Source organism: Ohtaekwangia sp. (genome assembly GCF_036786105.1).
Taxonomy (GTDB): domain Bacteria; phylum Bacteroidota; class Bacteroidia; order Cytophagales; family Cyclobacteriaceae; genus Ohtaekwangia.
This window is the reverse complement of sequence record NZ_DAIQRQ010000002.1, coordinates 18,682-43,340: the sequence shown is the minus strand read 5'-3', so window position 1 is coordinate 43,340 and position 24,659 is coordinate 18,682. Positions and strand designations below refer to the sequence as shown.

The following is a 24,659-nucleotide window of genomic DNA, read 5'->3' as shown; positions in this document are numbered from 1 at the left end:
TCATGCCAACTAAATCTTGCCTGTTACAACAAAGGTTGCGATTCACCCGGGTGCAGGCCAGGGCTTGCAAAGTATACCTCTTGCAAAGCTCCGTTTTGTTGTAAAGGTCATTGATTTCAATCATCAGCTTTTGAGCGAACTGCAAGTTAACAAAACAAATTGCCTGTGGAGATCCTTGAACAGGATATAGTTGACTATATCTCAACTTGAGAGGCTCTGGCTGATATAATAGTTTATATAGGGTGATACATTAACGCATTTTAATACACTGAAAATGGTGAATCAACTTATCGCCTACTGTGGTGTGCGTTAATACCCAGCAGAAATCGTTATTGTTATCAGTTGAATGTTGAACTGGATGCAGCCTCCATCCCGATAGTATCGGGAACAGAATTGCACAGAAAACTTTTGAACAAATCAATTGCAAGAGCCCGGAAGACGGAAAGTCCGAAGATATAGATGCACATCCAGCGGCTTGCAGCCAGAAGCCAGTGGGCTAACCTCTTACCCACACAGATTTATCTTCAATGGGTTTACGTTTACTATCGGGTATAGCTGCTTTCGGTATACCGATGTGCAGGAAACCCAGAAGCTTATCATCATCACCAAGGCCGAATAACTCTTTTGCTGCTTCAAAGTAAGTTATACCTCCAGTGCTCAGGTAACAGCCTATACCATACGCTGCTGCGGTGAGATACATGTTTTCAACCGCACAAAATACAGCACCTATCTCTTCCACTTCAGGTATTGATTTTTTGTCATCGCGCTTCATTCCAACAGCAATGATATGCGATGACAGTGTTGTTTTAGTGAGCAGGTTTTGATAGCGCTCTTCCTTGAATGTGCCATCGGCTTCTGTTACTTTCTTATATACTGTTGCCTGGGCTTCACCTAACTTCCTTAAACCCTCACCGGTAAATACAACAAACTGCCAGGGCTCTGTGAGCTTGTGTGTAGGAGCCCATCGCGCATTTTCCAGCATCTGTGTAACAATTTCATCATCTACCCTCTCACCTGTATAATGTTGCTGGTAAACAGAACGCCGGTTACGAATAAGGCTGTTTACCAGCTCAACTTTTGTAGCATCTATCTTCATTGTGCAAGTTTTTTTAAATTTAGAATACTAAACAATCAAGCATGCAAAAATATTTACTCCCCCTCTGTGTTATTTTGATCGCTTCCTCTTGTGCACCGGTTTATGTACCCAACCTGCGCAACTCACCTTTGTTCACGAAAGGTGGAGAGTTTCAAGGCTCTATGCAAATTGGCAATGGCCTTGATCTGCAGGGAGCGTTATCCGTTTCCAACCACATTGGTGTAATGACCAATTATTCTTTTGAAGATCGCTCTGCTACAACCAGCAGTAGTAACAACAATACAGACGATTATCACAAACACAAATTCCTGGAAGGTGGCATTGGCTATTATGAAAATGATGGCATCTGGTGCTACGAAATTTTTGGTGGTTATGGAAAAGGTGAAGCCTCCAGTTATGCCGACTATAGTTTTTTTTCAGGGGGTACCTCGCAGGCTACGGGAAAATATGAACGTTTTTTTGTGCAGCCTGCCTTTGGTATCAACAAGAAAGTAATGCACGTGTCGTTCATCCCGCGATTCTCGGTAGTTAACTTTTATCAATTCAAGGACGATGTTACCGGAATTGTTGTTACCAATGTAAATTCATCCGCAAAAGTATTTGTGGAGCCAGCCGTAATGGGTCGTGTTAACCTGGCGAATAACCACCTCTTCTTTACGTTTCAGGTAGGCGCTACAATCGTGGCAAGTCCGGATGTATATTTTGAGTATCGCTCGTTCCAATTGGGCACAGGCCTGGGCTTTCGGTTTGGCGGTAGTGCGTCTTCCAAATCAAAAGACAAAACAACGGAATAACTACTGGTAAAATATCGCTGTCAAGGTGCAGATATATACCCTGACAGCGCATTTGTATTATTTGGGAAACTGACTTGCATCAATGTTTGGAATGATGCGCAGTGCGTTTTTATAGTATATCTTTTTCAAAATATCGTCTGGCAAATCAAGTCCATACATCCGCCAGTAGGCATGGTAACGTTTATGATAAGGGAAATACTCGTCAGCAGTTTCCAATACACGGAAGTACGTTTCATATTCTTCCGGCACCCACGAATCCTTGCCGAACAATACACGATCCTGATACCTGGTTAAGAATGTTTTTGCAGCCCGTGGCTGACGACCCAGCTCGGCTATAACAGCACCGATCTCGGTATACATATTTGGATATTTATCCAGCAGCTCTCCCAGCTTCTTCAGGTCACTTCCATACCAGCCGAGGTGTGCATTGATAAATTTAGTCTTCGGATGTTTTCTGAAAATATTATGCTGTTCCGCGATGATCGTTTCCCACGAAACCGTATCCGTGTCATGTCTTCTTCCCGGATGAAGCTTTAGTTCCAGCCAGCGCTCGTTGTTTTTATCGATCGGCTGCCAGAACTGTTTGGGATCGGCTGCATGAATCAATACCGGTATACCCAGCTCGCCACACTTCTCCCAGATAGGATCGATGCGCGGATCATCAATATGCACTCGCCTCCCCTTGCTATCGAACGTAAACATGCCGAGGTTCTTATATATCTTCAATCCACTGGCACCTTTCTTCACATCGTCTTCCAGTTGCTTCAGCATACGGCCCTGCCATTCCGGATCATCGATCGCTGCAAAATCCATATTCGTAAATACCACCAGTCTTTTCGGGTTGGTTTTCTTTACATTCTCCAGCGATTTATCCAAGTGCTCGGTGCTGCCTCTGCCACGGCCGCTCAGGTTTACCATCACCATCATGTTGAGCTTATCCATTTCTTTCAACAACGCATTCAGGTCCTGTGTAGGCATATTGAACTGGTGATTGTGCACGTCAATGAAAGGAAACTTGGCGCGTGTTACATGATGCTCCGGTACAATAAGCGTTGATGGCGGATCATACTCTTCAAAATCCATTTTCATATCAAGCGGCTTCTCCTGGGCACGGCATGAAACTATACCACTCCAGGCCACCATTATAAAAACAAAGTATCTCCTCATAAAAAAGCTTTTAATGTGAAAATAGCAGAAAGAACCGAACTACCTTTTCTAAAACAGGATGAATGGTAAAACCACAGATCACATTACCAGGATTTACCGGACGAACGTGGAAATATAGATCGTGCTGCTTCGTTTTTATGTTTAAATTGGCCATGATTTTTAAAACTCCGGCATGAAACCATTTGCATTCATTTTTTTGATCTTCTTCGCTCTCGTATCGTACGCCCAGGACGCACAACTTGAAAGTGCTAAAAAGAAAATTCAGGCTAGTGACTTTAAAGGAGCAAAAGCAGACCTCACCAAAATCATTGATAGTAATCCGAAAAACAAGCTGGCGCTCAATCTTCGTGGGCAAGCACGCATGGAGCTGGAAGACTTCTATGGTGCCATTGGCGATTACAATGCTGCACTGGACATTGACTCCACCTTTGCCGATGCACTCAACAATCGCGGTGAAGCCAAGATGGCCCTTGGCGATGATGAAGCTGCCATTACAGACTTCGATAAAGCAATTAAGTTCAACAGCAAATTTGCTGATGCCTATAGCAACCGTGGCCTTGCCAAGTATAATATTGAAGACCTGCAAGGTGCATACTTCGATTTTTCAAAAGCACTGGAACTCGGCCCAGCTGATTCCGACAAATACTTCAATCGCGGTGTGGTGAAAGCTGAGCTTGGTGAATTTATCAGCGCTATTGATGATTATACCAAGGCCATCGAAATGGATAAGACGGATGCTGGACTATATAACTATCGCGGTGTAGCCTACTACAACACGGGCAATCTTGACCTTGCTATTGCAGACTACAACGAAGCTTTAAAACTTGATCCAAAAGATCCATTGAAGTTTGAGAATCGCGCGCTGGCCAAAAATGCCAAACAGGATTTTAAAGGAGCGCTGGAAGATTATTCAAAAGCCATTGAGTTGAATGCTACCGACCCCGAAACGTTTAACCTTCGCGGTGTAGTAAAGTATAATCTCGAAGATCACGATGGCGCCATAGCCGATTATACAAAAGCCATCGAGCTTGATGATACCAACCCGGTATATTACGATAACCGTGCCCTGAGCAAAACAGAGAAGGAAGACTATGCCGGCGCTGTAGAAGATTATTCCTCCTCCATCGAGCTATACCCAAGCGATCCTGAAACTTACTTTCAGCGTGGTTTGGTAAAAATCAGTATGAACAACAAATACGATGCGTGCCTCGATTTTAAACACGCAGAAGAGCTGGGCTCTACAGAAGCAAAAGCACTCATCAAAAAGAACTGCAAGTAACTTCTGTTTGTGAAACCGTTGCGGCTAGCGATTATTCTGAATGGTATAGCACTCGACAAGAGATTTTTTTGCCGCAAGGTTTTGCCTGTATTACGGTCGGTTTATACGGTAGATCTGTTTGAGACGCGTTCGCGTCATGATGCTTTTTCGCTGGCATCAAAAGCAACCGACAAGTTATATGATGTGATTATAGCTGCTGGTGGTGATGGCACCTTGCACCAGGTTGTAAACGGTATGCTGGCGGGACGAGAAAATGTAAAACATCTGCCGGCTATTGCCGTGGTGCCTGTTGGTACGGGAAACGATTTTGCACGAAGTATAGATATACCGTCAAACGCCGCAAAATTATTAGCGCTGTTAAAGGATTTCAATACGCGGGAGATTGATGTGGGTGAGGTACATTACACCACTTCTGAAGGATCAGGGCATCGTTACTTTATCAATGTAGCAGACCTCGGTATGGGACCTGAAGTAGTAAAGCGTGTGCTTGACAGCGGGCGATCGTTGGGTTCGGCAGTTACATACTTCCTTTCTATCTTAAGAACCTTTCTCACTTATAGCCCTATGGTGGTTACTGCAAAAGCTGACGACTGGGAGTGGCAGGGTAAACTGCGCACGATGGCATTTGGCAATGGCAAGTATTACGGCCACGGATTATGTGTAGCCCCTGATGCGATATTGAACGATGGCATACTGGAAGCTTTTATATGCGGAAATGTATCGGTGCTTGATTTTGTCCGAAACTCTATACCACTGAAGCAAGGTAAGCACATCAACATTCCGGAAGTGTGGTATAAGAAAGCAACATTCGTTACACTAACTTCCGAAAGTGATTGTCTTATTGAAGCAGACGGAGAACTGCTCGGTAAACTTCCGGCAACCATTCGCATAACTTCGCATAAGCTTCGTTTTCTCGTTCCCCGCACAGATCATTTACTGAAATAAACTCCCCCATCTTTATGGGTCGCGCTTTCCTTATGAATACCATCTCCTTTGATTATTTTGCACTATGATCCTGATAGGCATTATTGAAGATGATGAAGAAATCCGCAAGGGTGTTCAAACCTTTTTGAACCGGCAGGAAAACTTTGCCTGCGAATATTCTTACGGTTCAGTGGAAGAGTTTCTAAAGAATATAACATCCGTTAATATTCCCAATGTGTTGATCATGGATCTTGGCCTGCCCGGTATGTCGGGTATCGAAGGCATTAAGCTCATCAAAGAGAAATATAGTGATGTAGATATCATTGTGTTTTCGGTATACAATGATTCCAGGCGCATCTTCGATTCATTGTGTGCCGGTGCCACCGGATATCTGCTAAAGAATACTCCGCTGGAGGAAATCAAAGAAGGCATCGAATTACTTTCCAAAGGCGGCTCACCCATGTCGCCACAGATTGCCAGGAAAGTGATTGAACATTTCAGCCAGAGCAATGCCAAAAAGAAAGAACCACAGTCGCCTCTTTCCGCAAAAGAGAAAGAGATCGTGATTGGTTTGGTAGATGGCCTGAGTTATAAATTGATTGCCGATCGCATGGATATCAGCATAGAAACGGTGCGCTTTCATATCAAAAATATCTATCGCAAACTTCACGTGCACGGCAAGGCAGAAGTTATTTCCAAATCGTTGCGCGGAGAGATTTAGTACTTTTCTACTATCAAAACCGCCTCGTGCAACATGCCCCACATGATTGTGGAGTTGATTTGTTTTCCGGCTGTGCATAGCTTTATAAAATCGCTTAGCTTTACGTAAATATTCTACCCCCATGAAAATCCTAACGCTAAGATCGCTATCACTGGCCCTGCTGTTTCTGACAGCAACGTTGTTCACTTCATGCAATCTGTTCGACAAAGCAGATGATGTTACTTTCAACAGAACACTAGACCAGAATATTGCTGTTTCTGAAACCAGCAGCGGTAAAGACGTTCCGTACGAGCAGGAAATTGTGCTGGACGCTACCACCGATTCTGAAATAGAACGCTATAAAGACAAGATCAAAGGTTTTGAAGTAAAAAAGATTAATTATACTATATCTTCCTATACCGGAGATTTCTCAACCATCTTCAATGGTATACTGGCTTTTGGTGATGAGGCTGGATCAACTTCAAATGTTTCTGCAACCATCACCAACCTCGATCTGAAAGCAGCCTATACCGCGGGAACCGTTTTCGAACTTACCATACCGGCCAGCGATGTAGCCAAAGTTGAATCGATGTTGAAAGACAAAAAGGCTGTAAAAGTTTACCTGACGGGAACACTTTCGCAAACACCCGTATCATTCGTTATGAGTGTAACACTGGATGTTGCTATTCAGGCGAATACACTTTGATGTCAAGATAATTACCAATACTGGTATATAGTTGGTTTTACAGGTGGTGCTTCCCTTCCGGGGGAAGCATTTTTCTATTTTGACCTTAGCTGGAATTTCCTATTGAGGTCTTCTATAATCATGGTTGCATGTACACGCGAATTTTCAATAAACCACTTATTGGTTTTTAGTCCTCCGCATACCACACCTGCCAGATATATACCGGCAACGTTCGTTTCCATCGTATGCTCGTTATATACCGGTGTATGAAACTCATCGTTATGAAAACGGATGCCGCAGGCTTCCATAAATTCAAACGGTGGCTGGTAGCCCGTCATCGCCAGCACAAAGTTATTCTCCAGTGTTTTGTTGCCATCCGGGGTTTTTATCTCCACCGTGTCGGGCGTAATTTTGATTACCTCCGAATGAAAGTAAGCTTTGATCGATCCTTCCTGAATGCGATTCTCTATATCAGGCTTCACCCAATACTTTACGCTATCGCGAATACCGCCTTCACGAATTACCATTGTAACCTCCGCTCCCTTGCGCCATGTTTCAAGCGCCACATCTACAGCCGAGTTGGCAGCACCGATCACCACGATCTTCTGCCCGAAGTATGGATGCGGTTCATCATAGTAATGCTTCACTTTCGGCAGATTTTCTCCGGGCACGTTTAACAGGTATGGCAGGTCATAGAAGCCCAACGCCAGAATAACAGCTTTCGATCTATACTGGCTTTTTACGGTAGTAACATCATGTACACCATCCGTTGAAGTGATCATCGTTACCTTTTCATAAAGTTTTAAATCCAATTTCCACGAAGTGCAAACTCTGCGGTAGTATTCAAGTGCTTCAAATCGATTGGGTTTAGGCTGATGCGATATGAATGGAACCTCTCCTATTTCGAGTCGCTCGGAAGTAGAGAAGAATGTCATGTTCAGTGGGTAGTTATATAGCGAATGGGTGAGGCAACCCTTCTCCAGAATAGTATACTTTAGTCCCACCTTTTGCGCTTCAATACCGCAGGCCAGGCCAATAGGGCCGGCACCGACTATAATTACATCAAACAGCTCCATTCTTATAAATCAATTTGATAATTCAACAATATTCTTAAAAATTTGGATCGATAACCTAAACTTGATATGAATAAACTACTAATCGCTGTCTTTTTTGCTACGAGCATAGCAGCATTTGCCCAGAAGCAAATTACAGTGGAAGATTTTACTACTAAAAACACCTTCCCGCAGAAAACTGTCCGCGGCATTAATTGGATGAAGGACGGCAAATTCTATTCAACTCTGGAGAACAACAAAGTTGTAAAGTACGACATTACCACGAGTAAGCCCGTTGAAATACTGGTGGATGGCTCAACATTATCGCCTCAGATTGATATCCAGGGTTACATGTTCAGCGGAGACGAAAAGAAACTTTTGCTTCAAACCAGCTTTGAAAATATATACCGCCGGTCGTTCACAGCCAATTACTTTGTATACGATCTTACTACTAAAACTGTCAGGCAATTGTCAGCGCACGGCAAACAATCTTATGCAGCTTTTTCGCCCGATGGCAGTAAAGTCGCTTTCGTACGAGAGAACAATCTTTACTATGTTACCTTAAGCGACATGCAAGAGGTGCAGGTAACAACGGATGGAAAATTCAATCACATTATTAACGGCACTACCGATTGGGTATACGAAGAAGAGTTTAGCTTTGTAGATGGTTTTTACTGGTCACCTGATAATAAGAAGCTGGCGTATTATCGCTTTGATGAATCAGCTGTGCGCGAATATAATTTGCAGCGCTGGGGCAAAACATTATATCCTACCGATTATCGCTTCAAATATCCAAAAGCGGGTGAAGCAAATTCAACCATAGAAATCTGGATATACGATCTGGCTTCTCAACAAAAGGTAAAAGCTGACATTGGCACCGAAAAAGATATCTATATACCGCGTGTAAAGTGGACAGCTAATGGCAATACACTTTCTGTTCGCAGGTTGAACCGACTTCAAAATAATCTTGATATACTACACATCAATGCCTCCACGGGAGCCGCTACGCTTGTACTCAACGAAAAGAGCAACACTTATATTGATCTGGAATTTACAGACGATCTCTTATACCTGGCGGATGGCAAACAGTTCATTTATACTTCTGAACGCGATGGCTTCAAACACCTTTATCTTTACTCAATAGAAGGAACTTTATTACACCAGATCACCAGCGGCTCCTTTGAGGTAGCACAGTTTGTTGGCCTCGATGAGAAAAACAAAACCGTTTATTATACTTCCACAGAAGTTTCTCCGCTCGAAAAACAATTCTACTCCATCTCACTGGATGGCAAGAAGAAGGTAAAGCTATCACAGGCTGCGGGTGTACACAACATCAACATGAGCACAGGTTTCCAGTTTTATATCGACTACTATACCACCGCTACGCGTCCTACTGCTGTAAGTCTGTATAAAACAAAAGACAATGCACTGCTGAAAGTACTCGAAAGCAACGATGAGTTAGCCAGGATTCTGGACGATTACGGTTTTGTAGCGAAAGAATTTTTCTCTTTGAAAGCAGCCGATGGTACGCCCCTTGATGGCTATATGTTAAAACCAAAGAACTTTGATGCAGGTAAGCAATATCCGGTGTTAGTGTATCAATACAGCGGACCGGGATCACAAAATGTAAACAACACCTGGGGTGGTGGGCACTTCTTCTTTCACCAGATGCTGGTACAGAAAGGGTATATAGTAGCCGTGATAGATTCCCGTGGCACCGGAGCCCGCGGAGAAAAATTCAAGAAGGTTACGTACAAGCAGCTTGGTAAATATGAGCTGGAAGATCTTATAGCCGGCGCAAAGTTTCTCGCTACGCTGGAATATGTAGACGACAGCCGCATCGGTATATGGGGATGGAGCTATGGAGGCTACATGTCATCACTGGCCATGACCAAGGGAGGCGATGCATTCAAGATGGGTATAGCAGTGGCGCCCGTTACGAACTGGAGATTTTACGACACGATTTATACCGAGCGTTATCTTCAGACACCTCAATTAAATGCCGGTGGGTATGACGATAATTCACCTACAACGTATGCCGATAAATTACAAGGCAATTTCCTGTTGATCCACGGCACAGGGGATGACAATGTGCACTTTCAAAATTCAGTCGTGCTGCAGGACGCCCTGATCAACGCGGGCAAACAATTCGAGTCGTTCTATTATCCGGATAAACATCACAGTATTCAGGGTGCTAAAACTAAATGCCATCTATATACCATGATGTTGAATTACATTCAGGAAAATTTATAGTCAAGCCTGACCCCGATCAGCCAGTCGGGGTCTTCTTTTTAAATATACCATTACATACCAACCCAATCCCATGATTACAAAAGCAGACATCGAACAGGCACACGATCGCATCAAGCCCTATATATACCATACTCCGGTAATGACCTCTGAAAGTATGGATGATTTAACGGGCGCTAACATTTTTTTCAAATGCGAGAACTTGCAGAAGATAGGAGCCTTCAAAGCACGTGGCGCGATGAACGCAGTGCTATCGCTTGAACCTGCCGTGCGGGCTTTGGGCGTAGCCACACACTCATCGGGCAATCATGCACAAGCGTTGGCACGAGCTGCAAAAATTACCGGCATTCGTTCGTATATCGTTATGCCGCGCACAGCACCGGAAATAAAGAAGCGCGGTGTAGTCAGTTTTGGCGGAGAGATATTTGAATGTGAGCCAACACTGGAATCGCGTGAAACAACTTTACAGCAAGTAGTTGCCAAAACAGGTGCGAGTGTCGTTCATCCTTTTAATAACGATGCTGTTATTACCGGTCAGGGCACTGCCGCAAAAGAGCTGTTTGAAGATATACCTTCGCTGGATATTATTGTACCTCCGGTAGGCGGCGGTGGTCTATTGAGCGGCACAGCACTGGCAACAAAATATTTTTCTCCCCATACAATAGTTATAGCCGGAGAACCCGAAGGTGCGGATGATGCCTATCGCTCTCTACAAAGTGGAAAGATTGAATCATCACAATCCAATTCAATTGCCGATGGATTGCTCACGGCATTGGGAGATAAAACTTTCCCGATCATTAGCGAACATGTAAAAGAAGTAATCACGGTAAGCGATCAGGAGATAGCTGAATCGATGCGACTGCTATGGGAAAATCTGAAAGTAATTGTAGAGCCTTCCGGTGCTGTTCCCTTTGCGGCTATACTGAAGTCGAAGGAAAAATTTAATGGCAAGAAGGTAGGAGTAATTATCTCCGGAGGTAATGTAGAGCTGGCAAGGGCGTTTGCTTTGTTTGGAATCCGGTAGCAACCGGCCTCTGGCTACTGGCCGCTAGAGGTGTGAGTAAAGATATATTTTCCCCACATTCCGATATAGCTGTCAGGAACAGATTAACATCGATAAGAAATAAGAGATATACAGCGAATGCACAAGCCCAGCAACTAGCAGCCAGTAGCCTGAAGCCCTCTGACTACGCGTTGTCTACTTGTGCGGGAGTTGCTGCCGATGGTGTAGCTTCTGATTTTGATATCCAGAAGTTGTTGAAGCCTTCGCCTACCTGTATCGTGAGTATTTGCAATGCAAGCATTTCCAGGATGGCGAGGAAGTTAAAGATCAATCCGATGCGCGATGGAAATGATTCTAACAGCTCGGTGAATGATACACGTTGTTTTTTGGTGACCTCATCCACGAGGTATTGCTTCTGTCCTTCTACGGTATATGGATATTGAATAACCTGGTGAACAGGTTTATTCTTTTCTGCTTCAAAGCGCTTGATCACTTTCTCAAACACTTGCATCAGTTTGAATACAGTGATGTCTTGTAGTTCTGCTTCCACGTTAGTGCTCTCGGCCAGTGATTTCAACTCCTTCATCAGGTTACCGCGCTTCTCTTTGGTGAGCTCTGTCTCTTCCATTTTGTGGAAGACATCTACTACAGATTTATACTTTTTGTATTCGAGCAGGTGGCGCACCAGTTCTTCGCGAGGGTCGATTTCATTGCCTTGCTCATCAAGCTGCGGACGTGGCAGCAACATTTTTGACTTGATGCGCATAAGTGTTGCTGCTACCAGGATAAACTCACTTGCTACTTCTATATTGAGTTGCTCCATCTGTTGAATGTACGCCAGGAAATCGTTCGTAATCGTGGCGATCGGAATATCATAAATATCCAGTTCATCGCGTTCAATGAAGAACAACAGAAGATCGAACGGACCTTCGAACAATGGCAGCTTTACTTCAAAATTTTCCTGTGACATAAGGCGAAGTGAGGGGGCAAATTTATTTATAATCCGGCAAAAAGCTGATTGAAAAGAAATACTAATTTTGTAGCTTGATTTTTCTCCAAAACCCTCTTTTTCAGGTCATTTATCTCGTTTAAGGGTGTGTTAGGAGCGATGGGGTAAAACTCTTACCTTCAATTATTGTTATTTGAGCGCACTAATCTCAGAAACCCATGCTGATTACACCGGGAAAACTCTTGGCAGAAATAAACTCGCCTGATGATCTCAAGAAGCTTGACCAGGCCCAACTGGTTCAGCTTTGCGATGAGCTTCGTCATTTCATCATCGACAATGTCTCGGTATATGGAGGTCACTTCGGTGCGAGCCTCGGTGTGGTGGAATTAACGGTAGCACTTCATTACGTTTTCAAAACTCCTTACGATCAACTGGTGTGGGACGTTGGGCATCAGGCATACGGTCATAAAATCCTTACCGGCAGAAGGGATAACTTTTATACAAACCGTGTTTACAACGGACTCTCTGGTTTTCCAAAAAGAAAAGAAAGTGAGTATGATGCTTTTGGCGTAGGGCACTCTTCTACATCAGTATCAGCAGCGTTGGGAATGGCCGTTGCATCGAAGTACCTGGGCCAGGAAGACAAGCAGCATATTGCTGTGATTGGTGATGGCGCACTAACGGGTGGAATGGCATTTGAAGGATTGAATCATGCAGGTGTTTCTGACTCTAACATTCTGATCATTCTCAACGACAACTGTATGTCGATCGATCCGAATGTTGGCGCCTTGAAAGATTACCTTACCGACATCACAACATCGCGCACCTATAACAAACTGAAGGATGAAGTCTGGAATTTGTTAGGCAAGCTCTCCAACTTTGGAAAGAGCGCGCAGGAAATTGTATCGAAAGTCGAGAATGGTATCAAGTCAACATTGCTAAGCCAGAGCAACCTGTTCGAATCACTTAACCTTCGCTACTTCGGTCCTGTTGATGGACACGATGTTAATCACCTCGTTACTATTTTCAACGACCTCAAAAATATAAAAGGCCCCAAGATTCTCCATTGTGTAACGGTGAAAGGTAAAGGCTATGGTCCTGCTGAAAAAGGCAATGCTACTACATGGCATGCTCCGGGCACTTTCGATAAGATTACCGGAGAGATATTCAAAAAAGTATACGACAAGCCACAGTCACCCAAGTATCAGGATGTATTTGGTCATACCTTGGTAGAGCTTGCCAAAACCAATGACAAAATCATTGGTATTACGCCGGCAATGCCTTCCGGCTCATCGATGAATATTATGATGAAAGAAATGCCTGACCGCGCGTTCGATGTAGGTATAGCGGAACAACATGCTGTAACATTCTCTGCCGGTCTTGCTACACAGGGGTTAATACCTTTTTGTAATATATATAGTTCGTTCATGCAGCGTGCTTTCGACCAGGTAGTGCACGATGTATGTATTCAGAATTTGCCGGTAAACTTCTGCCTCGATCGTGCAGGATTTGCCGGAGCAGACGGACCAACGCACCACGGTGCTTATGATATTGCCTACTTCCGCTGCCTGCCTAACATCATTATTTCATCACCGATGAATGAGGCCGAGTTGCGCAACCTGATGTATACTGCACAGCTTCCACGAAAAGAGCAGGCGTTCTCTATTCGATATCCGCGCGGGCAAGGTGTTATGCCGGAATGGAGAACGCCTATGGAGGAGATCAAGATTGGCACTGGAAGACGACTGCGAAAAGGAAACGACCTGGCTATACTTACCATTGGTCACATTGGTAACTATGCTGTGGAAGCATGCGATCGCCTGGCCCGGCATTCTATTTTAGTAGGTCATTACGATATGCGCTTTGTGAAGCCGCTGGACGAAAAGCTGCTGCATGAAGTGTTCAGTCAATATAAAAAGATCATTACTGTGGAGGATGGTTGTTTGCAGGGAGGCTTTGGAAGTGCTGTGCTTGAATTTATGGCCGACCATAATCTTCATGCAGAAGTAAAAAGGCTTGGTATCCCCGACAGAATTGTAGAGCATGGTGAGCAACATGAACTTCATCATGAATGCGGTTTTGATGTGGAAGGTATTGAGCGTGCTGTTGTAGAAATGCTAGAGCTTGTAACAAAGTAATGTCAACGATCGCTTTTACTACGCGCGGCTCCGGTCGCCCTGTTATACTTTTACATGGTTTCCCAATGAATAGCACAGTATGGGAGAGCTTTGCTTCACAACTATCAACCAATTTTGAGGTATTTACTCCCGATCTTCCGGGCTTTGGCAAGAGTGCCATTTTACCAGTGCCTTTTTCAATAAGCGATGTCGCTGCTCAAATGTTACTATGGATCGATGAGCAGAAAATTATAAACCCGGTGGTAATCGGCCATTCGCTGGGAGGCTATGTTACATTGGCGATGGCAGCAAAAGCTGAAGAGAAGCTTGCCGGTATAGGACTGTTTCATTCTACAGCCTATGCGGATTCTGCTGAAAAAAAAGAATCACGTACAAAAACTATTGAGTTTGTAAAAAAGAATGGGGTATTAGCCTTTACTTCCAATTTTACTCAGCAACTTTTTGCTGATCCTCATCATCCTGCGATTGTCATAGTGCGTGAAATAGCCATGCAATCTACTGAAGAAGCCGTAGTCGGATATACGGCAGCGATGCGTGATCGCCCGGAATGCGTTAATGTTTTAGAACAATTTAATAAGCCGGTTCTATTGATTGGCGGAACGAAGGATCAGGGTATTCCCGGAGCCAGTATTGAAGAGCAAGCTCAAGTTTGCAAGCAACCTGATCTGCACCTGCTAACACAAGTGGCGCACATGGGAATGTTCGAACAACCAAGTGAAACAGTTAACCTCGTTAAGTTTTTTGTGAACCGTTGTGTGTAACACAGCGTCTATATTGCAATCGCTTTGACAAATTCATGAAAACAGTGTTAATTAGAAATAATTTCGGTGGGCTGCGCACCTGCGATGTTAGGTTAAATAAAATCAGGACTCTATATTTGCTAATAGGAATATTAATAACCAACCTGTAACCATGGAAGAGATAGTAGATCCACATCAGTATGACGCCTGGAATACGATGGCTAAAAACGTTGCTTTTGCTGCCTGGGCAATTGCCATCCTGATTGCTTTGTATCATGTTGTGCGGCTCGCAACGATGAGTGATGCCAAGACGAAGTATGATTACATCAACCGCAGTGAGATTAAGACCCTTTGGATTTCGTCTGTCATTTTAGTGATCGGCTGCTGCTTTTATGCAAACGCCAACATCGTTGAGCTCAGTCCGCTCTGGATCTTTGTACGCGTATTTACAACGTTTGCCATGGGCTTGATCGTGGCATTGATCATTCAAAATCTTTTGAAATTCTATTACCCGTTCTTCATCGAGAAACGTCTTAAAGTATTGCGCTATAAGCCACGCATTTCTCCAAAAACCGGAAAGGCTATGAAGCTTCTGAGCGAAGATGAAGAAGATGCTTACCTGGATGAAGGTATGCAAGCAGAAGAAAATGTTTTCTCTATCGACTACGATGTGTGGAAAGATGAAGAAACCGGCTATGTAAAGATTGAGCGTTACTCTGGTCACCTCCATGCTTTACAATGCCCTGAATGTAATTACCAAACCTTCAAGGTAGTGCGCGAAGAAGTTCTCAAAGCTCCTTCAAACACAGAAGAAGGCGAACTGCTGAAGCACTTCCAGTGTGGCTATTGCGGATACAAAGCCAAGAAAACTGTTACGCTTAGAATGTCTCAGAAATTCGAAGAATCATCTGCAGCAACGGCATAAGACTTTACAAATATTATCTATAGAACCCCGGAGCCATGCTTCGGGGTTTCTTTTTAAAAAGAAATCCGGTTTTTAAAGTCGCCCGATCAGCTCCACGTACAGGTCAGTTAATTTACCTTCTGCCTGGCTGGCAATAGCAATTATATCAGCGAGCGCAACAGGCTTCAGGTTATCGGGATCGCAATCATCGGTCAGTACAGAAACTGCGCAGCACGGCAACCCCATGTGATTCGCAACGATAACTTCCGGCACAGTGCTCATTCCAACAGCATCTGCTCCCATCCTTCTCAGAAAACGATATTCACTTCGTGTTTCCAGGTTTGGTCCCATCACGCTTACATATACCCCTATATTAAGTTTGATATCCTTCTGCTTCGCTATACTAATCAGCAGCGCATTGAGGTGTGGTGAATATGGCTGGCTCATATCCGGAAAACGCGGACCTAATGTTTCATCGTTTATACCTCGCAGCGGATTATCCGGTTGAAAGTGGATGTGATCGTCCAGCAACATCAGCTCGCCCTTCTTCCAATGAAGGTTCATGTTACCTGCCGCGTTAGAGAGCAGCAAGTGCTTTACACCAAGCTTCTTCATTACCCTGACGGGAAATGTTATCTGCTGCATGGTATATCCTTCATAGTAATGAAAGCGACCTTGCATAGCCAGCACATTCCTGCCCTGTATCTTTCCATAGACCAACCTGCCTTTATGAAACTCTACTGTGGAAACCGGAAAGTGAGGGATGTTATGATAATCAATCACAACAGTATCGTGTATTTGTTTAACGAAGAGATTGCCAAGGCCCGTGCCCAGCACCACTCCGATCTCAGGTTCATCAATACCTTTACTTTTAATATAAGCTGCTGCTTCGTTAATCTGTTCAATCATAGCTATAGTAAATTACACCGCTATGAAATATACCTATAAGCAGACAAAAAATAACCACAGTATTGCCGTGGGTTTAAAATTTTAAATATACTTGTGTTACTTCAGTAGTGAACCATTGAGTCGCAGCAGCTCGGTCTCTGCTACTTTGGCCAGGTAGCGTGCATTGATCAAACGATTATAAGCATCCGCTAAACTTTGTTGTGCCGTACGTAATTCAATGAATGTAGTAATGCCTCGTTTGAATCCTTCCAATGCAATGAAGACATTCTCTTTCGCCAGCAGAATAGTTTCTTCTTCCACCAACAGTACTTGTTTGGCATTATCGTAATTAACGTATGCATTACGAACGCCCACGTCAACCATATACTTTTGCTGATCGTAAATTGTCTGCTGCCTGCTTAATGTAATCTTCGCCTGCTGAACTAACCTTCTTCTGTTGAAACCACCCAGAATTGGAATAGCAGCCGAGAAACCATAATTATATCCGTTGCTTTGACTATACAGGGGAATACCGGGGTTTAGTGAAACTGCGTTGGTTGATTTATTATAGGAATACGCAGAGTTAAAACTTATAGTAGGAAATTGTTCTGCTTTGCGCTCATGCAAAGCCAATCTTGCTATTTCAATGTCTCTTTTCGCAGACAATAACGCAAAATTCTGATTCGCTATATTTAATTCAATGTCTTCACGTTTCAATCCAAGATCTATGATAATCGTATCCGACACATCATACAGCTCCGGGAGCTGCATGCCTACCAAGCCCCTCAATTGTTCTTTTAATTGAGCAATCGCTGCCTCTTGCTGCAATACCTGCGTTCGCTGCGTATTCAAATCTACCTTTGCCTGAAGAAGCTCCGGCTTACCACCCGTGCCAACCTGAAGTTTTTTCTCAGCTAATTTTACACGCTCTTCACTTACAGACATTTGTTCCTGGGTGGCCTTAAGTTGCTGCTTTTGCTGAACAATGTTAAAGTAGTTTGTTATTACCTGTGCAACAGTGTTTGTAATCTGGCCCTTCACATTGATCTCTCCCTGTCTCACCAACTCTTCCAGTCTTTCTCTGGTTGCAAACATTTTTGTGCCATCGAAGAGCGTCCACGTTAGTTGTACAGCAGCAGCCTGTGTATTTGATTTCAGGCCTTTCTGCTGGCGAGTGCTGTTATCTGCCAGTAATTGTTTTTGGTTGCTGGTATTCCATACTCTTGATGCCGATCCGTTCAGCTGAGGAAGGAAGGCACCAAAGGCATAACTGTTATCAAGCTCAACTGAGCTTAATATATTCTCTGACAATTTAATGTCATAGTTCTTTTCAATAGCCAGTGCAACCGCTTGTTCTACAGTTATCATCTCCTGTGCCTGGCCTACACACAGAAAAATAAAGACTACAAAAATTGTTAACGTGAATCTAATGTTCATAAACCAATTCCTTTTGTGGCTGAGGTGTTGGAGCCCCGTCACCAAATTCAATGTGCTTTCTTTTGCGAGATAAGAATGAATACATCGCAGGTATAACAAATAAAGTAAGGATAAGCGAAAACATGATACCACCCACAATCACGATACCGAGCGGTTTGCGGCTGGTTGATGCTGCTCCCAGCGAAAGTGCCAATGGTAATGATCCCAACGCCATTGCCAGACTCGTCATCAATATAGGGCGAAGACGCAGACGCGATGCTTCCAACACCGCTTCAATCTTCGACAAACCTTCTTCGCGTTTCTGATTGGCAAATTCCACGATGAGAATACCGTTCTTTGTTACCAAACCTATCAGCATAATCATTCCGATTTGTGAGAATATATTTATAGTCTGGCCAAATATATACAGGGATATAAATGCACCGCTAATGGCAAGCGGCACCGTAAGCATGATGGTGAGCGGATCTACAAAGCTTTCGAACTGCGCTGCAAGAATAAGGTATATCAGCACCAGCGCGAGCAGGAATGCAAATGAGGTATTACTGGAACTTTCTGCATAGTCGCGCGAGGTACCGCTTAACGAAGTTGTGAACGTATCATCCAGGAGCTTAGCTGAGATTTCATTCATAACTTTTATACCATCGCCTACTGTTTTGCCCGGTGCGAGGCCGGCTGATATAGTAGCTGACTTATAGCGGTTAAAGTGATAGAGTGAAGGCGGTGTGGTAGACTCCTGAACAGTCACAACATTATCCAATGAAACCAGTTGTCCTGAATTTGTGCGTACATACAGGTTCTTCAGATCATCCGGGTCATCACGGTCAATGCGTGTTACCTGGCCCATTACCTGGTATTGTTTACCTTCTTTGGTGAAATATCCGAAACGAAGATTACTGTAGGCTAGTTGTAATGTCTGTGCTATATCCTGAACGCTGATACCAAGCTGCGCAGCTTTCAGGCGATTGATCTCCACGCGTAGTTCAGGCTTGTTAAACTTCAAATCTATATCTACACCTTGCAGCACCGGGCTGGCATTGGCTTCTTCCAAAAACTGCGGAATAACCTGGCGGAGTTTTTCGAGATTGTTGTTCTGTATAACGAACTGCACAGGCAAGCCACCTCTTCTGTTTACAGATATAGTCTGCTCCTGTATGGGAAAGGCACGACCCTGCGGAAAGCGACTCAGGTTTCGGTTCACCATATCAACGATCTGTTGTTGTGACCGATCTCTGTTCTGCGGATCGGATAAGGTTACACGAACAAACCCACTGTTTACAGAACCTGCTCCTGAAAAACCTGGCGCTGTTACCGACAATGCAGTTTGATATTCCGGTATAGAATCCTGTACAAACTGTACCATGCTTTGTACATATTGATCCATATAGTCGTAAGATGTACCTTCTACGGCTGATAGCTGTAAACGGAACTGATTACGGTCTTCCATAGGAGCAAGCTCTGATTGCATATTCGTTCCTATAAAATAGGTTGATGCAAGACACAACAAGATGATGAGAATCGATACCCAGCGCACCCGCATAAACGATTCGAGTATGCGCCTGTATCCATTCTCCATACTGCTGAAGAAAGGCTCTGTTACGCGGTAAAACCACGAGTGTGAATGCTTGGTGCGTGTAAGCTTTACACTGAGCACAGGTGTAAGCGTAAGTGATACAAAGCATGAAACCAACACGGCACTTGCTACTACAATTCCGAACTCGCGGAACAAGCGCCCCACAAATCCCTGCAGAAAGAGTATAGGAAGAAATACAACTGCGAGCGTGATGGAAGTAGAAATTACCGCGAAGAAAATTTCGGTTGAGCCTTCTTTTGCTGCCTGGTACTTATTCATACCCTGCTCTAATTTCTTGTATATATTTTCGGTCACCACAATACCATCATCCACAACAAGACCAGTGGCAAGCACAATGCCGAGCATGGTGAGTACATTGACGGAGAACCCGCAGAGATACATAATGAAAAATGTAGCAATCAGCGAAACCGGTATATCAATGAGCGGGCGAATGGCAATAATAAAATCACGGAAGAACAAGTAGATAATTAACACCACAAGCAGGAAGGAGATGATTAGTGTTTCCTCCACTTCTGATATTGAGCGTTTGATGAATACCGTCTGGTCGAGCGCGATATTCAGTTTGATATCTTCCGGTACTTCTTTTTTGATCTGCTCCAGTCGTTTGTAAAATTCATCAGAGATCTCTACATAGTTGGCACCAGGAAGAGGTACAAGTGCAAGGCCTACCATGGGCACATTACTTTCGCGCAGAATAGACTCTTCATTTTCCGGACCCAGCACAGCCTGTCCTATATCTTTCAATCGAATATCACCTTGTGCTGTAGACTTGATAATAACATTAGCAAAATCTTCTTCCGTATATAATTTACCGAAGGTTCGCACGGTAAGTTCGGTTGCATCGCCGGCAATTTTACCGGAAGGTAATTCTACATTCTCTTTGTTCAATGCTGTCTGTACATCGAGCGGTGTCAAGCTATAGGCACTGAGCTTTCCAGGGTCGAGCCATATACGCATGGCATATCGCTTTTCTCCCCATATCTGTATACTGCTTACACCCGGTATAGTTTGCAGGCGCTCTACCAATACATTGTTAGCATACTCCGTTAACTGTAATGAATTTTTACTGTTGCTCTGCACCGTCATCGAGATGATGGCATCGGAGTTCGCATCGGCTTTGGATACTACCGGTGGATTTGTAAGATCTTGCGGCAGTGAGCGCACAGCCTGCGATACTTTATCACGCACATCGTTGGTAGCAGCTTCGAGGTCTACACCCAACTCAAACTCAATGTTGATGTTACTGTTGCCAACACTGGAAGAAGACGTAATATTTTTTATACCGGCTATACCATTGATGGATTTCTCCAACGGTTCTGTGATTTGTGATTCAATGATATCTGCATTGGCTCCTGAGTAAGTGGTACGCACGTTTACTACGGGCGGATCGATAGCAGGATAATCGCGGATGCCCAGGAAATTAAAACCTATAACTCCGAACAGCACCAGGATAATGTTCATCACAAATGCCAATACGGGTCTTCGTAAACTTACTTCCGATATATTCATACGCGTTCGCTTATAAGGTACTTACCTTCGTTACCTTAACTTTAGAGTTGGGACGAATAGCCATCAATCCCGAGGTGATAATAGTATCACCAGGCTTCAATCCGTTTACTATCTGCACATAGGCAGAATCGCGGATACCGGTTTCTACTGTCGTAAATGATACGCTGTCTTTGTGCAGCAGTATAACTTGTTTATCGCGTGCTGTAGGAATGATTGCCTGAGTAGGCACAAGGAGTGCACGATTGTTCTGGCCCAGTTGCAAATTTACTTTTGCAAATACACCCGGCACCAATTCGGGATGACGCTCATTTACTACGGCTCTTATTTTGAGCGTACGTGTATTCTGGTCTACACTGCTCTCGGTAGCCAGCACAGTTGCTTTATGCGATTGCCCACCTCCGGCATCAATCTTGAAGCTTACCGTATATCCTTTCTGTAAATCTTTCGCATATTTTTCAGGAACAGAAAATTCCAGTTTCAATTGATCTACCTGGCGTATAGTAGTAACAACATCGGTAGGAGCTATATATGAACCGAGGCTCACGTTACGCAACCCCAGCTTGCCCGTATAGGGTGCACGAATTTCTGTTTTGGATATAGCAATTTGTGTTGACTCTATATCTGCTTTCAGGTTCTCAACATCCAATGCAGCAAGATCATAATCCTGCTGACTGATACCATTAATCTTTACGAGCTCGCGATTTCTTTCTTCGGTTTTCTCTTTGATCTGAAGCTGTACCTGCAACTTCTTTAACTGCGCCTGCAAGTCCTGGTCAAACAGTTTTACCAGCAATGTGCCTTTCTGTACAACAGCACCTTCATTGATGTTAAGTGATACTATACGGCCACCTACTTCGGCACGCAGTTGAGTTTCTTCAAAGGGCAACAGCGAGCCTGGAACTTCTATCTTTTCACTAACCGAGCTTTGTGCTACACGAAATCCATCGGCCACTATAGGGCCTTGCACGCGCGGACGGCCTGCTGTTTGATTTTCTTTCTTGGATTTGCAGGATGACACCGCCAGTGCAGAAACACAAACAAATACTACGAGACTATATCTATACATTCTATACATGAAAATCAAATAGGTAGCTATACTTTAACGCCTGCTGTTTCGATCTGGTTCAGGAAAGATCGGAGGCTTACTGTCACTTCTTCGCTTGAAAGCGATTGTGGAGCGAGAGTACTTGTGGGATGATAAGGGAAGAATCATCATTGTAAATGATGGCATCCGCCCGTTGTAATTTTTCCTCTTCGGACATTTGCTTTTGCATGATCTCTTTCACCTGCTCTTCGGTTCTGCCATCGCGATGTACCACTCTTTTCACGCGCACATCCTGTGGAGCATGCACAACAATTATCTTGTCCAACCCCCGGTAAGAACCCGACTCAAACAACAAGGCAGCTTCCTTCAAAACGTATGCCTTGTCGCTGTGGCTCTCTACCCAACAGGCATAATCTTGCGCTACACATGGATGCACAAGCTTATTCAATACATCCAGCTTCTCCTGATTGCTGAAAACAACCTCACCAAGGTATTTACGGTTAAGTGTTCCATCGCTTAGGTAAGACAAATCACCGAATTCTTTCTTTATCTGTGATACGAGATTTCCATCGGTGGTCATTAGTTCTTTCGCATGGCTGTCAGCATCATATACAGGTATGCCGAGGCATGCGAAAATTTTACACACCAATGTTTTACCAGATCCTATTCCTCCGGTAATACCAATTTGCAGTGGTTTACTCACAGATTAAAATTTAACAAATACAGAATCTACCTGAATCACCCGGGAGTATGGAGGCAACCCCTGTAAAACAGGTTGTACCCGCTTAACACCACGCGAGAAATTCTTTAGATCAACAACTGCTTTCAGCGAATCGCGATGGTAACTGCTAATATAGCGTTGCGGTATTGCGAAGGTACAGGGAAGTTCTCGCAGCGCGAGTGAAGGACGCGCGCCTTTCGGCAAATTTAGCAGCACGAGTTTTACAGAGTCGGTGATTTCCCGCAGTTGATCTACATCAAAGCTTACGCGTACTGTAGGAGGGTTTCGTTTGATAAGTTCATCATTCAAAAACTTTACCTCCAGGTCGTTTTGAAAAGTCTCGTCAATATTACGTTGCTGAATCTTGATATAAACCGGTTCGGATATACTCTTTACAAGATTCCATGGCCCTTCTATATATATACTATCCGGTTCTACTGTAGCATCGCTCGTCATTACATAACCCTTCCTGAAGAGTATAGAAGGCGTGTCAACAGTAAGCGATATCCACCGCCTGCCTTTCGGTTCAATAGCAACATGCAACGTATCCGTTAATACAAAATTTATTTCCAGTCGTTCTACCTGATTGGCAAATAATGCAGGCAGTGTGGTGCCCACTATTTTCCGAACATCAACCGGTCGCTCCAGCGGGATAATCAGAGGCGGCACTTTAACGCCCAGGCTTCTGCGAAACAGATCCCATCCCATGCCTGTTACATTGATGCGCACAACTTGTGGCAACGGGCGAACGGCTATATAATTTTCCTGGTCGTAATCAAACTTGATGGGGAATGAAATGTTGGTGGTATAATTTTTATTCAAGGCATTAAAAAACCAGAAGACCGTAGCTGCAAATAAACACAGCGCCACGGCCTTCCAGTTTTTTCTGTTGAAGCGCAACAGGTTGAATATTGAATTAATCACACTCATTCGCGTTGGCACCTTGGTGTATATATACGCTGCTGATACGTACTATGATGTAAATACCAGTCAACGTATATGTACAAACGTGTTATCATTTTTTGGTTGCTGTTGCAGCCTTGGTTGCTTCCATAGAAATAGCAGATTTATTAAAGCGGATACGGCCGCCTTTCTCTACTTCCAGAATAAACGTATCACCTTCCAATTCTGCTACGATACCATGCGCTCCGCCAATGGTAACTACGGCATCTCCACGCTTAATCTCTTCCGTAAACTTTTTCTGCTCCTTTGCCTTTTTTTGCTGAGGACGAATCATGAAGAAATAGAAAATTACAATGATGGCTCCGAAAACAATGAACTGAAGAGGATTACCGCCGGTTTGGGCTTGTAACAAGATTGAATACATAATTTGGTTTTTTAAGGCCTCAAAGTTATCCTAATTACTACAAACATACCAACGTTGTTTGAGGTTTTGACCTCTGAAAACCTTATGCCGGCCACCGGTTTCAGAGTTGTAAGGCGGCTAAAATGATTCATTGGCCTGACTGATACATTATCTCCCCAGATGCAGGTGATCATTACAACTTTTCCCGGCATGTTGGTGCTGGCCACATTATAAGATTTGTATTATCGTTTACTTTTGCCATCCACAAACCCAAAGTCTATAAAAGGGTACTCGTCTTCAGAAGGCATGGATGTGCTGTAAAAAAGTAGGTGTACCACCTCCGGGAAAATGTTTTTTCCTCTTCAACTCGAACACAAATCCACACTGTCCAGCCGCGTTATCGCGAAAGCTATATGCCCATGATTTTGTCTTTACGCACGGGCACCGGTCATGTAGACGGAAAAGAGAACTGGATAAAGGA

General features: G+C 43.9%; 21 protein-coding genes. 10 read left to right on the top strand and 11 right to left on the bottom strand.

Annotated features, from left to right (window positions below):
* Positions 1 to 496 precede the first annotated feature (496 nt).
* On the bottom strand, positions 497 to 1,096 hold the full coding sequence (locus V7Q33_RS01185) for a nitroreductase family protein (RefSeq protein ID WP_333818643.1): 600 nt from the start codon (positions 1,094 to 1,096) through the stop codon (positions 497 to 499).
* Between the two features lie 41 nt (positions 1,097 to 1,137).
* On the opposite strand from V7Q33_RS01185, the gene V7Q33_RS01180 reads away from it, so the two are divergent.
* Complete coding sequence (locus V7Q33_RS01180) at positions 1,138 to 1,890, top strand: hypothetical protein (protein WP_331983800.1); 753 nt, start codon at positions 1,138 to 1,140, stop codon at positions 1,888 to 1,890.
* A gap of 57 nt (positions 1,891 to 1,947) precedes the next feature.
* Here V7Q33_RS01180 and V7Q33_RS01175 read toward each other — a convergent pair whose 3' ends face one another.
* A complete protein-coding gene (locus V7Q33_RS01175; RefSeq protein ID WP_331983802.1) occupies positions 1,948 to 3,057 on the bottom strand; it encodes an amidohydrolase family protein in 1,110 nt (369 codons plus the stop codon).
* Between the two features lie 172 nt (positions 3,058 to 3,229).
* Here V7Q33_RS01175 and V7Q33_RS01170 point away from each other — a divergent pair, with 172 nt between their 5' ends.
* From V7Q33_RS01170 to V7Q33_RS01155, 4 genes are all read left to right on the top strand, one after another.
* A complete protein-coding gene (locus V7Q33_RS01170) occupies positions 3,230 to 4,336 on the top strand; it encodes a tetratricopeptide repeat protein (protein ID WP_333818642.1) in 1,107 nt (368 codons plus the stop codon).
* A 9-nt stretch (positions 4,337 to 4,345) separates the two neighbouring features.
* Entirely contained in the window at positions 4,346 to 5,281 is a 936-nt protein-coding gene (locus V7Q33_RS01165; protein ID WP_333818641.1) for a diacylglycerol/lipid kinase family protein, read from the top strand.
* A 64-nt stretch (positions 5,282 to 5,345) separates the two neighbouring features.
* Positions 5,346 to 5,981: a response regulator transcription factor gene (locus tag V7Q33_RS01160; protein ID WP_331983808.1), complete on the top strand. Its 636-nt coding sequence runs from the start codon at positions 5,346 to 5,348 to the stop codon at positions 5,979 to 5,981.
* A 121-nt stretch (positions 5,982 to 6,102) separates the two neighbouring features.
* Positions 6,103 to 6,666, top strand: coding sequence for a hypothetical protein (locus tag V7Q33_RS01155; RefSeq protein ID WP_331983810.1), 564 nt, complete (start codon positions 6,103 to 6,105; stop codon positions 6,664 to 6,666).
* Between the two features lie 74 nt (positions 6,667 to 6,740).
* On the opposite strand, the gene V7Q33_RS01150 is transcribed toward V7Q33_RS01155, so the two are convergent.
* Positions 6,741 to 7,721 (bottom strand): YpdA family putative bacillithiol disulfide reductase, encoded by a 981-nt coding sequence (locus V7Q33_RS01150; RefSeq protein ID WP_331983812.1) that lies wholly within the window; start codon positions 7,719 to 7,721, stop codon positions 6,741 to 6,743.
* A 66-nt stretch (positions 7,722 to 7,787) separates the two neighbouring features.
* Here V7Q33_RS01150 and V7Q33_RS01145 point away from each other — a divergent pair, with 66 nt between their 5' ends.
* Complete coding sequence (locus V7Q33_RS01145; RefSeq protein ID WP_333818638.1) at positions 7,788 to 9,950, top strand: S9 family peptidase; 2,163 nt, start codon at positions 7,788 to 7,790, stop codon at positions 9,948 to 9,950.
* Positions 9,951 to 10,020: 70 nt separating this feature from the next.
* Positions 10,021 to 10,971 carry a threonine ammonia-lyase gene (locus tag V7Q33_RS01140; protein WP_333818637.1) on the top strand — a complete coding sequence of 317 codons (951 nt, stop codon included), beginning with the start codon at positions 10,021 to 10,023 and terminating at the stop codon, positions 10,969 to 10,971.
* A gap of 163 nt (positions 10,972 to 11,134) precedes the next feature.
* Here V7Q33_RS01140 and V7Q33_RS01135 read toward each other — a convergent pair whose 3' ends face one another.
* Positions 11,135 to 11,920, bottom strand: coding sequence for a segregation and condensation protein A (locus tag V7Q33_RS01135; protein ID WP_331983818.1), 786 nt, complete (start codon positions 11,918 to 11,920; stop codon positions 11,135 to 11,137).
* A 197-nt stretch (positions 11,921 to 12,117) separates the two neighbouring features.
* On the opposite strand from V7Q33_RS01135, the gene dxs reads away from it, so the two are divergent.
* The 3 genes from dxs (at position 12,118) to V7Q33_RS01120 (ending at position 15,702) form a co-directional block, all read left to right on the top strand.
* Positions 12,118 to 14,037 (top strand): 1-deoxy-D-xylulose-5-phosphate synthase, encoded by a 1,920-nt coding sequence (dxs, locus tag V7Q33_RS01130; RefSeq protein ID WP_333818636.1) that lies wholly within the window; start codon positions 12,118 to 12,120, stop codon positions 14,035 to 14,037.
* Positions 14,037 to 14,798, top strand: a complete 762-nt coding sequence (locus tag V7Q33_RS01125) for an alpha/beta fold hydrolase (protein ID WP_331983822.1) — start codon at positions 14,037 to 14,039, stop codon at positions 14,796 to 14,798. Before dxs ends, V7Q33_RS01125 begins: the two co-directional genes overlap by 1 nt.
* 151 nt (positions 14,799 to 14,949) lie before the next feature.
* Complete coding sequence (locus V7Q33_RS01120) at positions 14,950 to 15,702, top strand: hypothetical protein (protein ID WP_331983824.1); 753 nt, start codon at positions 14,950 to 14,952, stop codon at positions 15,700 to 15,702.
* Positions 15,703 to 15,774: 72 nt separating this feature from the next.
* Here the strand turns inward: V7Q33_RS01120 and V7Q33_RS01115 are convergent, their stop codons facing one another.
* From V7Q33_RS01115 to yajC, 7 genes are all read right to left on the bottom strand, one after another.
* A complete protein-coding gene (locus V7Q33_RS01115) occupies positions 15,775 to 16,590 on the bottom strand; it encodes a purine-nucleoside phosphorylase (RefSeq protein WP_331983826.1) in 816 nt (271 codons plus the stop codon).
* A gap of 96 nt (positions 16,591 to 16,686) precedes the next feature.
* The gene (locus V7Q33_RS01110) at positions 16,687 to 18,006 is read right to left on the bottom strand and encodes a TolC family protein (protein WP_333818635.1); all 1,320 of its coding nucleotides are present in this window, start codon (positions 18,004 to 18,006) and stop codon (positions 16,687 to 16,689) included.
* Positions 17,996 to 21,106 (bottom strand): efflux RND transporter permease subunit, encoded by a 3,111-nt coding sequence (locus V7Q33_RS01105; protein ID WP_333818634.1) that lies wholly within the window; start codon positions 21,104 to 21,106, stop codon positions 17,996 to 17,998. Before V7Q33_RS01105 ends, V7Q33_RS01110 begins: the two co-directional genes overlap by 11 nt.
* A 10-nt stretch (positions 21,107 to 21,116) precedes the next feature.
* Positions 21,117 to 22,172 carry an efflux RND transporter periplasmic adaptor subunit gene (locus V7Q33_RS01100; RefSeq protein ID WP_333818633.1) on the bottom strand — a complete coding sequence of 352 codons (1,056 nt, stop codon included), beginning with the start codon at positions 22,170 to 22,172 and terminating at the stop codon, positions 21,117 to 21,119.
* Between the two features lie 82 nt (positions 22,173 to 22,254).
* Positions 22,255 to 22,854, bottom strand: coding sequence for a dephospho-CoA kinase (coaE, locus tag V7Q33_RS01095; protein WP_333818632.1), 600 nt, complete (start codon positions 22,852 to 22,854; stop codon positions 22,255 to 22,257).
* Positions 22,855 to 22,857: 3 nt separating this feature from the next.
* Positions 22,858 to 23,796: a hypothetical protein gene (locus V7Q33_RS01090; RefSeq protein ID WP_331983836.1), complete on the bottom strand. Its 939-nt coding sequence runs from the start codon at positions 23,794 to 23,796 to the stop codon at positions 22,858 to 22,860.
* 91 nt (positions 23,797 to 23,887) lie between these two features.
* Positions 23,888 to 24,199 (bottom strand): preprotein translocase subunit YajC, encoded by a 312-nt coding sequence (yajC, locus tag V7Q33_RS01085; RefSeq protein ID WP_331983838.1) that lies wholly within the window; start codon positions 24,197 to 24,199, stop codon positions 23,888 to 23,890.
* Positions 24,200 to 24,659: the final 460 nt, after the last annotated feature.

Coding starts and splice junctions, on each gene's coding strand:
- V7Q33_RS01185 (WP_333818643.1), bottom strand. CDS start 1,096: ATGAAGATAGATGCTACAAAAGTTGAGCTGGTAAACAGCCTTATTCGT.
- V7Q33_RS01180 (WP_331983800.1), top strand. CDS start 1,138: ATGCAAAAATATTTACTCCCCCTCTGTGTTATTTTGATCGCTTCCTCT.
- V7Q33_RS01175 (WP_331983802.1), bottom strand. CDS start 3,057: ATGAGGAGATACTTTGTTTTTATAATGGTGGCCTGGAGTGGTATAGTT.
- V7Q33_RS01170 (WP_333818642.1), top strand. CDS start 3,230: ATGAAACCATTTGCATTCATTTTTTTGATCTTCTTCGCTCTCGTATCG.
- V7Q33_RS01160 (WP_331983808.1), top strand. CDS start 5,346: ATGATCCTGATAGGCATTATTGAAGATGATGAAGAAATCCGCAAGGGT.
- V7Q33_RS01155 (WP_331983810.1), top strand. CDS start 6,103: ATGAAAATCCTAACGCTAAGATCGCTATCACTGGCCCTGCTGTTTCTG.
- V7Q33_RS01150 (WP_331983812.1), bottom strand. CDS start 7,721: ATGGAGCTGTTTGATGTAATTATAGTCGGTGCCGGCCCTATTGGCCTG.
- V7Q33_RS01145 (WP_333818638.1), top strand. CDS start 7,788: ATGAATAAACTACTAATCGCTGTCTTTTTTGCTACGAGCATAGCAGCA.
- V7Q33_RS01140 (WP_333818637.1), top strand. CDS start 10,021: ATGATTACAAAAGCAGACATCGAACAGGCACACGATCGCATCAAGCCC.
- V7Q33_RS01135 (WP_331983818.1), bottom strand. CDS start 11,920: ATGTCACAGGAAAATTTTGAAGTAAAGCTGCCATTGTTCGAAGGTCCG.
- dxs (WP_333818636.1), top strand. CDS start 12,118: ATGCTGATTACACCGGGAAAACTCTTGGCAGAAATAAACTCGCCTGAT.
- V7Q33_RS01125 (WP_331983822.1), top strand. CDS start 14,037: ATGTCAACGATCGCTTTTACTACGCGCGGCTCCGGTCGCCCTGTTATA.
- V7Q33_RS01120 (WP_331983824.1), top strand. CDS start 14,950: ATGGAAGAGATAGTAGATCCACATCAGTATGACGCCTGGAATACGATG.
- V7Q33_RS01115 (WP_331983826.1), bottom strand. CDS start 16,590: ATGATTGAACAGATTAACGAAGCAGCAGCTTATATTAAAAGTAAAGGT.
- V7Q33_RS01110 (WP_333818635.1), bottom strand. CDS start 18,006: ATGAACATTAGATTCACGTTAACAATTTTTGTAGTCTTTATTTTTCTG.
- V7Q33_RS01105 (WP_333818634.1), bottom strand. CDS start 21,106: ATGAATATATCGGAAGTAAGTTTACGAAGACCCGTATTGGCATTTGTG.
- V7Q33_RS01100 (WP_333818633.1), bottom strand. CDS start 22,172: ATGTATAGATATAGTCTCGTAGTATTTGTTTGTGTTTCTGCACTGGCG.
- yajC (WP_331983838.1), bottom strand. CDS start 24,199: ATGTATTCAATCTTGTTACAAGCCCAAACCGGCGGTAATCCTCTTCAG.